Source organism: Pseudoxanthomonas koreensis (genome assembly GCF_041890415.1).
Taxonomy (GTDB): domain Bacteria; phylum Pseudomonadota; class Gammaproteobacteria; order Xanthomonadales; family Xanthomonadaceae; genus Pseudoxanthomonas; species Pseudoxanthomonas koreensis_A.
Genome location: NZ_CP169056.1, coordinates 198,646 through 214,054 on the forward strand (window position 1 = coordinate 198,646; position 15,409 = coordinate 214,054).

At 69.1% G+C, this 15,409-nt stretch carries 12 protein-coding genes; 5 read left to right on the top strand and 7 right to left on the bottom strand.

Translation table 11 applies throughout. The annotated features are described in order from the left end of the window. Positions 1 to 22 precede the first annotated feature (22 nt). Genes ACEJ41_RS00930 through ACEJ41_RS00940 form a run of 3 tightly spaced genes read right to left on the bottom strand, consistent with a single transcriptional unit; the run spans position 23 to position 2,660 of the window. The gene (locus tag ACEJ41_RS00930; RefSeq protein WP_374014027.1) at positions 23 to 694 is read right to left on the bottom strand and encodes a methyltransferase domain-containing protein; all 672 of its coding nucleotides are present in this window, start codon (positions 692 to 694) and stop codon (positions 23 to 25) included. A gap of 35 nt (positions 695 to 729) precedes the next feature. Further along, positions 730 to 1,383, bottom strand: a complete 654-nt coding sequence (locus ACEJ41_RS00935; RefSeq protein WP_374012932.1) for an SGNH/GDSL hydrolase family protein — start codon at positions 1,381 to 1,383, stop codon at positions 730 to 732. A gap of 8 nt (positions 1,384 to 1,391) precedes the next feature. Beyond that, a complete protein-coding gene (locus ACEJ41_RS00940; RefSeq protein ID WP_374012933.1) occupies positions 1,392 to 2,660 on the bottom strand; it encodes a pyridoxal phosphate-dependent aminotransferase in 1,269 nt (422 codons plus the stop codon). A gap of 463 nt (positions 2,661 to 3,123) precedes the next feature. On the opposite strand from ACEJ41_RS00940, the gene rsgA reads away from it, so the two are divergent. From rsgA to ACEJ41_RS00965, 5 genes are all read left to right on the top strand, one after another. Then, positions 3,124 to 4,245 carry a ribosome small subunit-dependent GTPase A gene (gene rsgA, locus ACEJ41_RS00945; RefSeq protein ID WP_374012934.1) on the top strand — a complete coding sequence of 374 codons (1,122 nt, stop codon included), beginning with the start codon at positions 3,124 to 3,126 and terminating at the stop codon, positions 4,243 to 4,245. A gap of 28 nt (positions 4,246 to 4,273) precedes the next feature. Further along, the gene (locus tag ACEJ41_RS00950; protein ID WP_374012935.1) at positions 4,274 to 5,524 is read left to right on the top strand and encodes a flavohemoglobin expression-modulating QEGLA motif protein; all 1,251 of its coding nucleotides are present in this window, start codon (positions 4,274 to 4,276) and stop codon (positions 5,522 to 5,524) included. A gap of 157 nt (positions 5,525 to 5,681) precedes the next feature. Continuing rightward, a complete protein-coding gene (locus ACEJ41_RS00955; protein ID WP_374012936.1) occupies positions 5,682 to 7,976 on the top strand; it encodes an NADP-dependent malic enzyme in 2,295 nt (764 codons plus the stop codon). A gap of 241 nt (positions 7,977 to 8,217) precedes the next feature. Further along, positions 8,218 to 10,911, top strand: a complete 2,694-nt coding sequence (gene aceE / locus ACEJ41_RS00960; protein ID WP_374012937.1) for a pyruvate dehydrogenase (acetyl-transferring), homodimeric type — start codon at positions 8,218 to 8,220, stop codon at positions 10,909 to 10,911. A gap of 292 nt (positions 10,912 to 11,203) precedes the next feature. Next, positions 11,204 to 12,253, top strand: coding sequence for a TraB/GumN family protein (locus ACEJ41_RS00965; RefSeq protein ID WP_374012938.1), 1,050 nt, complete (start codon positions 11,204 to 11,206; stop codon positions 12,251 to 12,253). Between the two features lie 68 nt (positions 12,254 to 12,321). On the opposite strand, the gene ACEJ41_RS00970 is transcribed toward ACEJ41_RS00965, so the two are convergent. The 4 genes from ACEJ41_RS00970 to ACEJ41_RS00985 form a co-directional block, all read right to left on the bottom strand. Continuing rightward, positions 12,322 to 13,251: a hypothetical protein gene (locus ACEJ41_RS00970; RefSeq protein ID WP_374012939.1), complete on the bottom strand. Its 930-nt coding sequence runs from the start codon at positions 13,249 to 13,251 to the stop codon at positions 12,322 to 12,324. 510 nt (positions 13,252 to 13,761) lie between these two features. After that, positions 13,762 to 14,739 (bottom strand): hypothetical protein, encoded by a 978-nt coding sequence (locus ACEJ41_RS00975; protein ID WP_374012940.1) that lies wholly within the window; start codon positions 14,737 to 14,739, stop codon positions 13,762 to 13,764. 45 nt (positions 14,740 to 14,784) lie between these two features. Continuing rightward, positions 14,785 to 15,249 (bottom strand): hypothetical protein, encoded by a 465-nt coding sequence (locus ACEJ41_RS00980; RefSeq protein WP_374012941.1) that lies wholly within the window; start codon positions 15,247 to 15,249, stop codon positions 14,785 to 14,787. 49 nt (positions 15,250 to 15,298) lie between these two features. Next, positions 15,299 to 15,394, bottom strand: coding sequence for an excalibur calcium-binding domain-containing protein (locus ACEJ41_RS00985; protein WP_374012942.1), 96 nt, complete (start codon positions 15,392 to 15,394; stop codon positions 15,299 to 15,301). Between the last annotated feature and the right edge of the window lie 15 nt (positions 15,395 to 15,409).

The window sequence follows — 15,409 nt, forward strand, 5'->3', positions numbered from 1 at the left end:
GCGTGCAGCGCGCCGGTGCCGCTCAGTCGCGTTCGGCCACGATCAGCCAGTGGTTGAACGGGGTGTTGCCGGCCAGCGGCGAGAACCGGCTGCGCAGCCCGGCCGCATCCAGTTGCGCACGCAGTTGTGCTTCGGCCGGGTAATGGCGCGGGGTGGCCTGCATCCAGCCCAGCCATTGCGCGATCCGGTCGGTGGCCACCGTGATCCGGGTGCGGCCACCGCCACCGTCCAGGGCTGCGCGGATCACCAGCCGCGCACCGGGTTCGAGCATGCCGATGGCGGTGTCCAGCAGTTCGGCCTGGCGTTCCGCACCCAGGTACTGGAGGACGTCCAGGATCGCCACGCTGCCCCGATGCGCCGGCAATGCCGCGGCCAGGTCCAGGGTGTCGAACTCCACGTTGGCCAGGCCGGCGCGGTCGGCCCCGTGGCACGCGGCGTCGATCTTGCGCCGGTCCAGGTCCACGCCGTGATAGGGCATGTCGATCTGTTCCTGGCGCAGCGCGTGGGCCAGCAGGCCCAGGCCGCAGCCCAGGTCCAGCAGCGGTGCGCGGGTACCGGCAAGGGCCGCGCACACGCCCGGGTACAGCGGGTCGCTGCGCAGCTTGGTGCGCACGTAGTAGTAGTGGTAGCGGCTGCCGAGCGGGTGCCTGGGCAGGAATGCATCGGCGATGTGCTGGGCGCGCTCGCGCGGCAGCGGGCGCTGCGCGGGGGCCTGGTTTGCAGCGGCGTTCATGCGCGCAGGATTCCTTGTGCCACCGGCAGGGCCAGCGCGGTCCACAGGGCGTACATCGCTGCGGACGGATGCAGGCCGTCGCCGGCCAGCATCTCCGGTTCGCTGGCGCGTGCGCGGTATGGCGCGGCAATGTCGACCCAATGCGCGCCGGCCGCCACGCACTCCTCGCGCGCCACGGCATTGAATGCGTCGATCTGTACGGCCACCTGCGCCGGCTCGCGGCCGTGGACGCGTGCGAACGGAGTCATGCCCCAGTCCGGGATCGCCAGCACCATCACCCGCCGGGCCGCGCCGCCGGCAAACCCGGCCGCGCGCCGCAGCAGCGCCGCGAACGGCGCGCGGAAGCTGTCGGCGGTGCGACCGCGATACTGGTCGTTCACGCCGATCAGCAGGCTCACCATGGCCTGCCCTTGCAGCGGTTCGTGCGCCTGGGCCACGTCGATGGCCGCGTCCAGCTCGTCACAGGTCCAGCCGGTGGCGGCGATGATCCGTGGCGTACCCACCGCGATGCCTGGCGCACGCAGCGCGGCGGCCAACTGCACCGGCCAGCGCGCGGACGGGTCCACGCCCTCGCCGATGGTGTAGGAATCGCCCAGTGCCAGGTAGCCGGTGGCGGCGGCGTCCGGTGCGGCGCCAGCGGCAGACGGCATGGTCGCGGTCAGGCCGCGGCCGTGCGCGACTTCATCGGCACCACCTTGGTGGTGGCCTCTGCACGCCGTGACAGTGCGCGGTCGATGCGCCCGAACACCTCGCCCATCACGTCGGCCTGCGGCAGCAGGGTCACCCGGAAGTGGTCGTGGTAAGGCACGTTGAAGCTGGACCCGGGCACGATCAGCACGTGTTCGGTCTCCAGCAGCTCCAGGGCGAAGGCATGGTCGTCGAAGCCGCGTGCGGCCGGGCCGACCACCGACGGGAACGCATACAGCGCGCCACGCGGTTCCATCAGCGACAGGTGTTCGCTGGCCGCGCAGGCCTCGACCACCGCGCGGCGGGTTTCGTACAGGCGCCCGCCCGGCGCGCACAGCGCGCTGATGGTGTCCGGGCCGGTGGTGGCCGCGGCAATGGCGTACTGCCCGGCGACGTTGGCGCACAGGCGCAGGCCGGACAGCAGGTCGATCGCGTTGCGGTAATCGGTGGTGCGCGCCGGCGCGCCGGTGAGGATGGCCCAGCCCACGCGCCAGCCGCAGGCGCGGTGCACCTTGCTCAGGCCGCTGAAGGTGATGCACGGATGGTCGCCGGCAATCGGCGCCAGCGGCTCGAAGCAGGCGCCGTCGTACAGCACCTGGTCGTAAATCTCGTCCACCAGCAGCAGCAGGTTGTGGCGCGTGGCGATGGCCACGATGCGCTCCAGCAACTCGCGCGGGTAGACCGCGCCGGTCGGGTTGTTGGGGTTGATCAGCACGATCGCGCGGGTGCGCGAGGACACCAGGTTCTCGATCTCCACCGGGTCGGGCATGAAGCCGTTGTCCGGCGCGCAGCGGTAATACACCGGGCGGCCATCGTTGAGGATGGTGGCGGCCGACCACAGCGGGTAGTCGGGCGAGGGGATCAGCACTTCGTCGCCCGGGTTGAGCAGGGCGCGCAGGGTCATGTCGATCAGCTCGGACACGCCATTGCCCACGAACACCCGGGTGGCGTCCACGTGCGGCGCATTGCGCGCGCGGTAGGCCTCGGCCAGCGCCTCGCGCGCGGCCGGCAGGCCCAGCTGGTGGGTGTAGGGGTCGGTGTGGTCGATGTTCTCGACGATCGCCCGCTGCAGGTGCGCGGGGGCCCGGAAACCGAACGCACCGGGGTTGCCGATGTTGAGCTTGATCAGCTTTCGCCCCTCGGCCTCCAGCGCGTGCGCTCGCCGGTTCAGTTCTCCGCGGATTTCATAGCGGACTTCTGACAGGCGCTCGCGGACGCGAAGCGGGTGCTCGGTGGACATGACGGCAAGCCGGGGCGGGGGCGAGGCTCGCATGGTATCGAAAAAAAGCCCGCAAGTACCTGTCCCGGCTGGGGCAGGGGTCCCCCGCCGATGCCCCCCGCAGGAGCCGGCCTTGCCGGTGACCACCGTGCATCCCCGCCTTGCCGGCGATCCGTGGGCCCCCGCGGTCGCCGGCAAGGCCGGCTCTTACAAGGCCCGGCTTCGTTGCGTCCGGGTACGCGCTCACCGCTCCCCGCGTCCCCCGCACATCGGCCCACACAAGCGCCCGGCCACCGTGGTGTCCCGCTGTAGGAGCCGGTCTCGCCGGCGACCGCAGGGGGCTCACTGTTCGCAGGCAGGCGGCGAACGCATCGGTCACGGATCGCCGGCAGGCGGCGGACGCATGGAGGTCGCCGGCAAGACCGGCTCCTGCAAACAGGGCCCGCGCGCGACGCAGTCGGTGCATGGGCACCTACAATGTCGCATGGCCGACCCTGCCCCGCCCGACTACGACCGCCTGCGCCCGATCGGCTGGCCGTGGCCGGGTGCGCCCGAGGATGCGCACTGGCAGGCGATGTTCGCCCAGCACCCGGGTGCGCGGCCGGCGCGGGTCAGCGAGCAGCACCGCACCGGCTACGTGCTGGCCGACGCGCCCGACACCGGGTTCCGTACCGAATCGCCTCCGGAATGGCAGCGCCGGCCGGTATTCACCGCCGCCGGCGTGGCGTTGCACGAGCGCGCGGCGGTGGGCGACTGGGTCCTGCACGATGGCCGCCGGATCCTGGCGCTGCTGCCCCGGCGCAGCGCCATCAAGCGTGCCGCCGCCGGCGAGCACTACCACCAGCAGGTGATCGCGGCCAACGTGGACACCGCCTTCGTGGTCTGCGGCCTGGACGCGGACTTCAACCCGCGCCGGATCGAGCGCTACCTGCTGCTGGTCGGCGGCGGCGGGGTGCAGCCGGTGGTGGTGCTGACCAAGGCCGACCGCGCCGGCCCCGGTACCGAGGCCGCACTGGAGGCCATGGCCGATGTGCGCGCGCAGGGCGTGACGGTGCTGGCGCTGGACGCGCGCGACCGCCAGGCCGTGGCCGCGCTCGCGCCCTGGCTGCAGCCGGGCATGACCGCGGTGCTGGTCGGCTCCTCCGGGGCCGGCAAGTCGACCCTGACCAACTCGCTGCTGGGTCATGAACGCATGCGCACCGCCGAGGTCCGCGAACACGACTCGCGCGGCCGCCACACCACCACCCACCGCGCGCTGATCGCGCTGCCGTCCGGCGCCTGCCTGATCGATACCCCCGGCATGCGCGAGCTCAAGCCCACCGGCGAGGAGGAACTGGCCGACGGCGGCTTCGGTGATGTCGAGGCGCTGGCCGCGCAATGCCGTTTCAACGATTGCGCGCACCAGGCCGAGCCCGGCTGCGCGGTGCGCGCGGCGATCGACGCCGGCACCCTGGACGCGGCCCGCGTGGCGCACTACCTCAAGCTGCGCGACGAGGTGGCCGGCGCCGCCGACCGCCTGGCCAACCGCCTGGCGCAGAAGGCCGACGGCAAGGCGCCGGGCAAGCCTGCGGGCAGGCGCCCGCACGGCAAGCCCGCGCGGCGCTGAACCCCCCGCGTTGCGATATCGTCGGCGAATGGCTGCTGCCGCCGATATCGCCCACTACGCCGCACTGGATGCGCGCCTGGTCCAGGCCGTGCGTGGAATCCGCCTGCTCGGCCTGGCCAGTTGGCCGGCCACGGTGCAGGCGCAGTTCCTGGCCGGCTGGCGCAGCGGGCGCACCGCGTTGCCGCAGGTCGAGTATCCGGCGCTGGATTTCAGCCAGGCGCGGCGCGCACTGGCGGCCATCGCCTCCGAGGCCGATGCCGACCACCCGCTGGGCGTGTACCTGTGTGAATCGGCCATCAGCTGGGACCGGGCCGCGCGCCTGCTCGAATCGCTGGGCAGTGCCCAGGCCGGCGCCGAATCGGTGGCCCTGTTCGGGCGCCCGGACGACCCGATGCCGGGGCAGGGCCCCAGCGCGCGTGAAGCGGCGCGCCACTTCATCCAGATCGCCAGCGAGCTGGACCACGAACTGCTCGCCCCGGAGGAACAGGTGCCGGTGTCGGCCGCGGCGCTGGCCCTGCAGTTGCAGGGCGACCTGGACGAGTTCTTCGGCCGGCGCACGATCGCGGTGGAGGTGGACCCGGGGCTGATCGCCAAGGCCGCCGCCGGTGCAAACCGGATCCGCCTGCGCGGTGGCGCGGCCTTCAGCGACTATGACCGCCGCCAGTTGTTCCACCACGAAGCGCTGGTGCATTCGCTCACCGCGCTCAACGGCCGCGCCCAGCCGCACCTGCGCAGCCTGGGCCTGGCCTCGCCGCGGGTCACCGCCACCCAGGAGGGGCTGGCGACCTTCGCCGAGCAGATCACCGGCAGCATCGACATCGGCCGGATGAAGCGCATCAGCCTGCGCATCGAGGCCATCGCCATGGCCCTGGATGGCGCCGACTTCCTGCAGGTGTTCGGTTATTTCCTCGCGGCCGGGCAGGACGAGGAGGAAAGCTTCGCCTCGGCCCAGCGCGTGTTCCGCGGGGTGCCGGTGGGCGGTGGCAGCGCCTTCACCAAGGACACGGTGTACCTGCACGGGCTGGTGGCGGTGCACACCTTCTTCCGGCGCGCGCTGCAACGCGACCGCCTGCGCCTGTGCCGCTGGCTGTTCGCCGGCAAGATGACCCTGGAGGACGTGGTCCGCTTCGAGCCGCTGCTGGGCGAGGGCATCCTAGCGCCGCCGCGATGGTTGCCGCCGTGGGTCGAGCGGGCCAGCGGCCTGGCCGGGATGCTGGCGTTTTCGCTGTTCGCCAACCGGATCCGCATGGACCGCATCAGCGACGGCCCGTTGGGCTGACCGCCCGCGCCTGGCTTCCAGCATGCACGCCCGGCGCCCGCCCGGCGGGTACATGGAAGCGACCGCGGTGCATGGCCGGCGCTCAGGGACGGGCGGGTAGAATCCAGGCCGCAGCATCCAACCCCGCAGCAATCCCCCTCCCCCGACGACCACACCGATGTCCGACCAGGAAAATTTCAAGCAGGCCGCGCTGGATTACCACCGCCATCCGCGCCCGGGCAAGATCAGGATCTCGGCGACCAAGGCGATGCTCACCCAGCGCGACCTGTCGCTGGCGTATTCGCCCGGCGTGGCCTATGCCTGCGAGGCGATCGTGGCCGATCCGCGCCAGGCCAGCGAGCTGACCGCGCGCGGCAACCTGGTGGCGGTGGTGAGCAACGGCACCGCGGTGCTGGGCCTGGGCAACATCGGCCCCCTTGCCGGCAAACCAGTAATGGAAGGCAAGGGCGTGCTGTTCAAGAAGTTCGCCGGCATCGACGTGTTCGACCTGGAGATCGACGAGACCGACCCGGACAAGCTGGTCGAGATCATCGCCTCGCTGGAGCCCACCTTCGGCGGCATCAACCTGGAAGACATCAAGTCGCCGGAGTGCTTCATCGTCGAGCGCAAGCTGCGCGAGCGGATGAACATCCCGGTGTTCCACGATGACCAGCACGGCACCGCGATCATCGTGGGTGCGGCGCTGGTCAATGCGCTGCAGGTGGTGGGCAAGCACATCGGCGACGTGCGCCTGGCCACCAGCGGCATGGGCGCGGCCGGCATCGCCTGCGTGGACATGCTGGTGTCGCTGGGCCTGAAGCCGGAGAACATCACCGCGGTGGACCGTGGCGGCGTGATCCACCCCGGCCGCACCGACCTTGACCCGGACAAGCAGCGCTATGCGCGGCAGACCGATGCGCGCACCCTGGAGGAGATCATCGCCGGTGCCGACATCTTCCTGGGCCTGTCGGCCGGCGGCATCCTCACCGCGCAGATGGTGGCCACGATGGCCGAGCGGCCGATCATCCTGGCCCTGGCCAACCCCTACCCGGAAATCCTGCCCGAGGATGCCAAGGCGGTGCGCCCGGACGCGATCATCGCCACCGGCCGCTCCGATTACCCCAACCAGGTCAACAACGCGGTCTGCTTCCCGTACATCTTCCGCGGCGCGCTGGACGTGGGCGCCACCGGCATCAACGAGGCGATGAAGGTGGCCTGCGTGCACGCCATCGCCGCGCTGGCGCGCAAGGAAGCCTCCGACCTGGGCAGCGCCTACGGCGACGACATCCCCAGCTTCGGCCCCGAGTACCTGATCCCGCGCCCGTTCGACCCGCGCCTGCTGGTGGAGCTGTCCGCGGCCGTGGCCCAGGCGGCGATGGACTCGGGCGTGGCGCAGCGCCCGATCGAGGACATGGCTGCCTACCGCGAGAAGCTGGGCCAGTTCGTCTACCGCACCAGCCTGATGATGAAGCCGGTGTACGACCGCGCGCGCGCCGAACGCAAGCGCGTGGCCTATGCCGAGGGCGAGGAGGAAGTGGTGCTGCGCGCGGTGCAGACGGTGATCGACGAAGGCGTGGCCTTCCCGGTGCTGATCGGCCGCCCGGAGGTGATCGAATCGCGGATCCGGCGCCTGGGCCTGCGGATCAGGGCCGGGGTGGATTTCGAGATCACCAACCAGGATGACGACCCGCGCTTCAACGATTACTGGCAGCACTACCACGCCCTGACCGAGCGCCGCGGGGTGACGGTGTCGGCGGCCAAGACCCTGATGCGCTCGCGCACCACCCTGATCGGCGCGGTGATGGTGGCCCGCGGCGAGGCCGACGCGCTGCTCACCGGCGTGGTCGGCCGCTTCCACAAGAAGCTGGGCTACGTGCGCAGCGTGATCGGGCTGGACCCGGGGGTGCAGTCCACCGCGGCCATGACCGGCGTCATCAACTCGCAGGGCGCGTGGTTCTTCCTGGACACCCACGTGCAGGACGACCCCACCCCCGAGCAGATTGCCGAGGCCACCCTGCAGGCTTCCTACCGGCTCAAGCTGTTCGGCATCGAGCCGCGCGTGGCGTTGCTGTCGCACAGCAACTTCGGCAGCCACGAGACCCCGGGCGCACTGAAGATGCAGCGCGTGCGCGAGCTGCTGCTCAAGCGCGTGCCGCGCCTGAACATGGACGGCGAGATGCAGGGCGACACCGCCTGGGACGAGCTGCTGCGCCAGAAGATCATGCCCAACAGCACCCTCAAGGGCCGCGCCAACCTGTTCGTGCTGCCCAACCTGGACGCAGCCAACATCGCCTACAACATGGTCCGCGTGGTCACCGACGGGGTGGCCATCGGCCCGATCCTGATGGGCATCGGCAAGCCGGTGCACATCCTCACCACCAGTGCCACCCCGCGCCGGATCCTGAACATGACCGCCATCGCCGCGGTGGACGCGCAGATCCGCCAGCAACTGGACGAGGCGCGCAAGGGCTGAGCAACCCGCGGCACCGGCCCGCTGCAGATGCCCGCTGCAACGGGCCGCGGCAGAGGTAGCTGCTGAAACCATCGCGCCTGTTGCGGGTGCAACTTCCCGCGCCGGCCCCCGGCCTGGTGGACATGGCCCGCCGCCGTGCCCGCCCGGCCTCCCGGCGCGGCAGCAGGGCCCGGCGTTGCGCTAAACTTCGTGGTCCATAAGACACGATATCGCCGCGCTCCCGCGCGGCCACGGGAGTGATATGAACTGGCGCAACGAAGTCCTCCAGAGCGATCCGGACCCGGTCGAGACCCGGGAATGGATCGAATCGCTCAAGGCTGTCATCGACCGTGACGGCCCAGAGCGCGCCCATGGCCTGCTGGAGGACATGGTCGAGCTGGCCCGCCGCTCCGGCGCGGTCATGCCGTTCTCGCCCACCACCGAGTACGTCAACACCATCCCGCCGCACCTGGAGGCCAAGAGCCCCGGTGACGCCGACCTGGAATGGCGCATCCGCTCGATCATCCGCTGGAACGCGATGGCCACCGTGGTGCGCGCCAACCGCAAGCCCGGCGACCTGGGCGGCCACATCGCCTCCTTCGCCTCCTCGGCCACCCTGTACGACGTGGGCTTCAACCACTTCTGGCGCGCCCCGTCCGAGAACCACCCGGGCGACCTGATCTGCGTCCAGGGCCACAGCTCGCCGGGCATCTACGCGCGCTCGTTCCTTGAAGGCCGCATCAGCGAGGCCCAGCTCAACAACTTCCGCACCGAAGTGGACGGCCAGGGCATCTCCTCCTACCCGCACCCGTGGCTGATGCCGGATTACTGGCAGGTGCCCACCGTCTCCATGGGCCTGGGCCCGCTGGCCGCGATCTACCAGGCGCAGTTCATGAAGTACCTGGAGAACCGCGGCCTGATCGAGAAGTCCGACCGCAAGGTGTGGTGCTTCATCGGCGACGGCGAGACCGACGAGCCCGAGACCCTGGGCGCCATCTCCCTGGCCGGGCGCGAAGGCCTGGACAACCTGGTGTTCGTGATCAACTGCAACCTGCAGCGCCTGGACGGCCCGGTGCGCGGCAACGGCAAGATCATCCAGGAACTGGAAGGCGTGTTCCGCGGCGGTGGCTGGAACGTGATCAAGCTGCTGTGGGGCAGCTACTGGGATCCGCTTTTCGCGCGCGACACCAGCGGCATGCTGCGCAAGCTGATGATGGAAACCGTCGACGGCGAGTACCAGAACTGCAAGGCCTTCGGCGGCGCGTACACCCGCGAGCATTTCTTCGGCAAGTACCCGGAGACCGCGGCCATGGTCACCTCGCTGTCCGATGACGACCTGTGGCGCCTGAACCGCGGTGGCCACGACCCGCACAAGGTCTATGCGGCCTACCACGCGGCGGTGAACACCAAGGGCATGCCCACCGTGATCCTGGCCAAGACGGTCAAGGGCTACGGCATGGGTTCGGCCGGCGAGTCGCTCAACCCGACCCACCAGACCAAGAAGCTGGACGACGATTCGGTCAAGCACTTCCGCGACCGCTTCAACATCCCGGTCAGCGACAAGCAGCTGCAGGATGCCGAGGAGATCCCGTACTTCCACCCGGGCGAGGATTCGCCGGAAGTGCAGTACCTCAAGGCCCGCCGCGCCGAACTGGGCGGTTACCTGCCGGCGCGCCGGCGCAAGGCCAGCAAGTCCTTCGACGTGCCCACCCTGGACAAGTACGAGCGCCTGCTCAAGTCCAGCGGCGAGCGCAGCTACTCCACCACCATGGCCTTCGTGCAGACCCTCAACATCGCCCTGCGCGACAAGGAAGTGGGCCCGCGCCTGGTGCCGATCGTGGCCGACGAGGCCCGCACCTTCGGCATGGAAGGCCTGTTCCGCCAGATCGGCATCTATGCCCCGTTCGGCCAGAAGTACAAGCCGGTCGATGCCGACCAGCTGATGTACTACCGCGAGGACCAGTCCGGCCAGGTGCTGCAGCAGGGCATCAGCGAGCCCGGCGCGATCGCCTCGTGGATGGCCGCCGGCACCAGCTACTCGGTGTCCGACGTGCCGATGCTGCCGTTCTACATCTACTACTCGATGTTCGGCTTCCAGCGCGTGGGCGACCTCGCCTGGCAGGCGGCAGACATGCGTACCCGCGGCTTCCTGCTGGGCGGCACCGCCGGCCGCACCACCCTCAACGGCGAAGGCCTGCAGCACGAGGACGGCTTCAGCCAGATCGTGGCCGGCGGCATTCCCAACGTGCGCAGCTACGACCCGACCTTCGGCTACGAAGTCACCGTGATCGTCCAGCAGGGCATGAAGTCCATGCTCCAGGACCAGATCGACGAGTACTACTACGTCACCCTGATGAACGAGAACTACCCGCACCCGGAAATGCCCAAGGGCGCCGAGGACGGGATCATCAAGGGCATGTACCTGCTCAAGGATGCCGGCAAGCCGAAGAAGGGCGAGCTGCGCGTGCAGTTGCTGGGCAGCGGCACCATCCTGCGCGAGGCCATCGCCGCGGCCGAGCTGCTGGAGAAGGACTTCGGCGTCACCGCCGACATCTGGTCCTGCCCCAGCTTCAACGAGCTGCGCCGCGACGGCTTCGACGCCGAGCGCTGGAACCGCCTGCACCCGGAGGCCAAGTCCCCGCGCAAGGCGCACGTGACCAAGCTGCTGGAAGACCACCAGGGCCCGGCCATCGCCGCCACCGACTACGTGCGCGCCTTTGCCGACCAGATCCGCGCCTTCGTGCCGATGACGTACACCGTGCTGGGCACCGACGGCTTCGGCCGCTCCGACACCCGCGCCAACCTGCGGCGGTTCTTCGAAGTGGACCGGTACTACATCGCGCATGCCGCCATCGCCGCCTTGGCGAAGGACGGGAAGATGACCGGGAAGGATGTGGCCAGGGCGATCAAGGAGTACAAGATCGATCCGGAGAAGGCGAACCCGGTTGGGGTTTGACGGATGGTTGAATAGAAGAGGCGGCCTTAAGGGCCGCCTCTCTTCTTTGGAGGGGAGCTTTGATAAAAGCGCCTAGCCTGCTGTCTAGCCGATTGGAGTGATTCGGATACGATCTATCTATTAGGAAGACTTGGAGGGGGGGATTACCGTCCCGGCGGATGCAGGCAGCCGGGAACGCGCGCGGCGCGGATGCGCGGAAGGTGGATCAGCGGTCCCTGTCTGCCGGTACAGCGCTTGCGTATGCTTGCGCCGAAACACACGGAGGTGCGGCATGCGGCTGTGGTCGAGAGGAATGGTGGCAGTACTCATGGCGGCAATGGCCGTGGCCACGGTGCGGGCGGAGGAGCCGGTCGCCGGCGTCGGGCCGGGCGTCGCTGACATGGCGGTCGTGGACATGGATGCGGTGCTGGTCAGCGGCGTGCAGCCGGGGCCGGGTCTGTGGCGGGTGAGCCGCGGCGACCATGTGATGTACATCCTCGGCACCCAGTCGCCGTTGCCGGGCGACATCCAGTGGCAGGCGACCGAGGTGCGCGCGGTGCTGGAGGAAGCCGGCGCAGTCCTGGGGCAACCGGGAGTCAGTGTCAGTGCCGATATCGGCCTGCTTCGTGGCCTCACCCTGGCACCCGCCGCATGGCGGGCGCAGCGCAACCCCGATGGCGCGACCTTGGACGAGCTGCTGCCTGCACCGGTGTGTGCGCGCTGGAGCCGGCTCAAGGAGCGTTACATCGGCCGCGACCGGGGCATGGAGAAGAAGCGTCCGGCGATTGCCGTGTACGAGCTGTATCGCGCAGCGCTGAAGGAGCACGGGCTCCGTGGCGGCGGCGTGGTCACGCCGGTGATCGGCGAGTTGACCCGTGCGCGTGGCCTGGAGGAGGTGCCGACGGCGCTGAAGGTGGAAATCGCCGATCCGCGCAAGGCGCTGGTCGAGTTCCGCAGCGAGGAGATGCGGCCGCAGGACCTGGAATGTTTCGTCCGCACCCTGGACCTGGTCGAGCGCGAGCTGCCGCAGGTCGCACGCAGGGCCAGCGCATGGGCGACCGGCGACGTGGCCGCGTTGCGGGCGATGCCGCAAAGCGGCAGCCATGTGCTGGCGTGCCTGGATGCGTGGACGCAGACCGACACGGCACGCAGGCGCGGCTTCACCGACATCGAAGAGCGGATGCGCGAGCGCTGGCTGGAGGCTGCCGTCACCGCGCTGGAACAGCACCGGGTCTCGTTCGCGACCCTGCCGATCGAAAGCCTGCTGTACGGCGATGGTGGCTTTGTCGCCGGCCTGGATGCACGGGGTTACGTGGTGGAAGCTCCGGACCAGCTGCAGCCGGCCGACGAGGCGGGTGAGTAGAAACAGGGTTTAGAGACGGGGTCACTCCAACCTGACCCCGTTCGCCAACCCCGTTCGCCCCGCCCACCTTAATCGCGAGCCTTGCGGGTGGCGGGGATCAATACCTTGCCGTCATCGGTGCCATCTTCCGTCAGGGTCAGCGAACCGGATTGCCCGAGTAGCGGGGGCGTGATCGATGGCAAGGCCTTCAGGCCGGCAAGATGATCATCGATGCGTGCTTCTTCACTGGCGACGTAGGCCTCGATATCGATGCCTTCGTCCTGGTAGCTGCGGCTGAAATAGACGATGGCCATGGTTCCGCCCGGCACTGTGCGCCAGAGTGCTATCTGGTATTCGACCGAGTCGTCGCGAAGCATGGGGAATGCTGCCACGGCCTCGTCTCCTGTCGTCGATACATGTATCTGCTTGAAGTGCGGGTTGCCGGAGTCCTCGGCGCCCTGTCGGGCCGTGTCCAGTAGCGATTCCGGTGTTTTGGCATCGGCGTGGAGGAATACGGCGATCATCTGTTTCCAGTGTCCCAGACTCTGTCCATCGGGGACGTACTCCACGTAGCGCATGGACCGCTTGTCCGATTCGGCGATGTAGCCAAGGTAGAACGGGATTCCGTTGAAATCGATGCGTCTTGGGGCGCCTGGGATCTCGGTGTCGGAAAACAGTGCGGCCGGCGACCGCCGGACCTCGATCCGTTCGCCGTGGCACGTGCCTTCGACCGACATGACCGTCCGTGAATCGGCATCGTTGATTGTCGTGTCGAACCGGACCTGGAGCTCGTCGCTGCCGTCCATGGTCACCCAGCCGAATGTCATTTCGTTGCGCGAAAGCCGCAACATGTAAGGCTTGCCGAGGGTGCGGGTCACCTGTTTGGCCGTCCAACCGGGTTGGATGCTGCGGGCTTTCCCGCAGTCGATCGGCCGCGGCCGGACTGCGGATGCATGGAAGGCGAGCGGAAGAAGTGCGACGAGTGCGGCCAGGCGTAGAAGAGAGTGGGAGGGCTTCATCGGATGGTCCTTCATCGGTGGAATGGTGGCGGTTGCGGTGCGGGCGGTTCAGCGAAAATGCCGGGTGATCCTTGAGCTCGCAGCGTGCAGCGGGGCAGGGATGGTGCCCGGTTCGGCGCCGTTGCTTGCCGGTGCGAACAGCGCGATTCGTTCCTGCAGTCTGTCCCGCAGCCGAAAGCACTCCACGGCTGTCATGTTCCGTGCGGAAAACACGAGCGAGTTACCACGGAGCCTGCGGTTCGCCCGGCCGCAGTTCGAGCGCGCATTATCGGCTGGCGCCATGCCAGGTTCTTCGCGGTCGCCCGCAAGACGGGCTCCTACCGCGTCCCGCGGCGATCCCGCCCGCTCCACAGCTTTGCGAGCCCGGTGAGCTGTAGGAGCCGGCTTTGCCGGCGACCGCGGAATGCCTGCCACATTCCGAGGTCGCGCCCAGACAGCGCCCCCATGACGGCGCACTTCCAACCGGAACGAGCCGGGCGTCGCCGGGTTGGCAACACCCGGGTGTCGCACTCAATCCAGCGCCATCGCCCGGCAGTAGTACTCGGCCAGCGGCACGGTCAGCGGCCGCTCTTCGGTGAGATGCCATTGCGCCTGCAGCGCATCGCTGTCGCCACTCACCGTGCGGACCTGGGCGCCGCGTGCCTGCAGCAGGGACGGAAGGCGCTGGCCCAGCGGGCCATCGGCCACGCCGCCGGGCGCGACCAGGCACAAGGTCATGCCGGGCGGGAGGGGGGCCTCGGCCATGATTTCCTCGAAGTCCTCGAGGCTGTCCTCGTCGTCATCCAGTTCGTCCACGCCCGCGCCCGCCTCGGCAAACCGGTACTGCACGCGGCCGGGTTCGAACAGCATGACCATCATCGGCGCGGTGGCGGCCTCCTCCGCGCAGGTTGATGGCAGAGGCACATCGCGGACCATGCCGTACCGGCCATCGGCCGCGACCCGGCGCACTTCCATGCGGCACACCCTGTTGGCGAAGTCGCGGATCATGTCGCCTTCGTAATCCGTGCCGGCTTCGGGAATGAAGGTGGCCTGCACCCGCCGGTTGCAGCGCAAGCCGCTCGGGTTGTTCGAGATCTGCGCTTCCAGCATCACCGGTTGCCCGGGCACCAGCGGGTATTCCAGGTAATAGGGGTTGGCCATCAGCTTGTCGCGCGAGGCCAGGGTGCGGGTGCTTTCCGTCTCCGGGATGCCGATGGTTTCGTTCGGCCGCTTCTTGCCGAACAAGGTCTTGAACCCGTGCGACACCGCGCCCGATGCGCTGATTTCCTCGTCGTATTCGTCCTCGCACCGCGCGTTGGTGTACATGGTCAGCGCCACGCCGTTCTGGCCGAACAGGCGGATGCGTGCCGGCCGCGCTACCTCGCCTGGCGCGGCTGCCGCATCGGCACCGGGGGCGTCCGGTGCCAGGGCAACATCAGCGGGATCGGCGGCAAGTGCGGGCGCGCACGCCAGCGCACACAGCAGTGCAAGGGATGGGTGGATATGCATGGGTAACCTCCTTGTTGGTTTGGGGAGCGGGCAGGGCCCGGTCAATCATGAAAGGGGAACATCCCCGCGGGGCGACACGTGCCGTGACAGCAGCGCCGCCATGCGTGCCACCAGCCAGTGCAACGCGCAGCCCAGCACGAGGAAGTAAACGCAGTACTGCGGCCAGTCGCTGATCCCGGGCAGCACGGGCATGTGCGCCAGTACAAGCCAGTGGAGTGCGGCGATGGCCGCGCCCACCACCACGCCGTGAAACACGAGCCGGCGAGGTGCTGGATCGTGCGGGTGCGCACTGCGGAACAGGTGGTAGAGGCTGGACCCCATGGTCGCCAGGCCCGAGCAGAGCACGATGACCAGCGTGGCCAGTTGCAGCATCCCGGCGGGCCCGAGCTTGGGATCGACATTGCCGGCCAAGTAGGCCGAGGCGGCGGTGTAGCCGACGGCCAGGACCGTCGCGGTCGCGATGACTGCCGCACCGTGCGCGATCAGGGATGGTGGTGTTGCTGCGTGCATGTATCCGGGCCTCCATTGCCCATGTCGAATCACGGCACCCCGGCCGCTGTCAGCTGCACCATTGCGTCTCGCACGGTACCCCGTCGTTGTCACCGTCCATCTTGGTCCCGGGACAATGCCTGATCAGCTTGGACAGTTTTATCACGGCGCCCCGGCTGCG

What these genes read in the sequence shown, in the direction of transcription:
- aceE (WP_374012937.1), top strand. Translation starts at nt 8,218, where the DNA reads ATGAACTGGCGCAACGAAGTCCTCCAGAGCGATCCGGACCCGGTCGAG.
- ACEJ41_RS00950 (WP_374012935.1), top strand. Translation starts at nt 4,274, where the DNA reads ATGGCTGCTGCCGCCGATATCGCCCACTACGCCGCACTGGATGCGCGC.
- ACEJ41_RS00955 (WP_374012936.1), top strand. Translation starts at nt 5,682, where the DNA reads ATGTCCGACCAGGAAAATTTCAAGCAGGCCGCGCTGGATTACCACCGC.
- ACEJ41_RS00935 (WP_374012932.1), bottom strand. Translation starts at nt 1,383, where the DNA reads ATGCCGTCTGCCGCTGGCGCCGCACCGGACGCCGCCGCCACCGGCTAC.
- ACEJ41_RS00975 (WP_374012940.1), bottom strand. Translation starts at nt 14,739, where the DNA reads ATGCATATCCACCCATCCCTTGCACTGCTGTGTGCGCTGGCGTGCGCG.
- ACEJ41_RS00970 (WP_374012939.1), bottom strand. Translation starts at nt 13,251, where the DNA reads ATGAAGCCCTCCCACTCTCTTCTACGCCTGGCCGCACTCGTCGCACTT.
- ACEJ41_RS00980 (WP_374012941.1), bottom strand. Translation starts at nt 15,249, where the DNA reads ATGCACGCAGCAACACCACCATCCCTGATCGCGCACGGTGCGGCAGTC.
- rsgA (WP_374012934.1), top strand. Translation starts at nt 3,124, where the DNA reads ATGGCCGACCCTGCCCCGCCCGACTACGACCGCCTGCGCCCGATCGGC.
- ACEJ41_RS00940 (WP_374012933.1), bottom strand. Translation starts at nt 2,660, where the DNA reads ATGTCCACCGAGCACCCGCTTCGCGTCCGCGAGCGCCTGTCAGAAGTC.
- ACEJ41_RS00965 (WP_374012938.1), top strand. Translation starts at nt 11,204, where the DNA reads ATGGTGGCAGTACTCATGGCGGCAATGGCCGTGGCCACGGTGCGGGCG.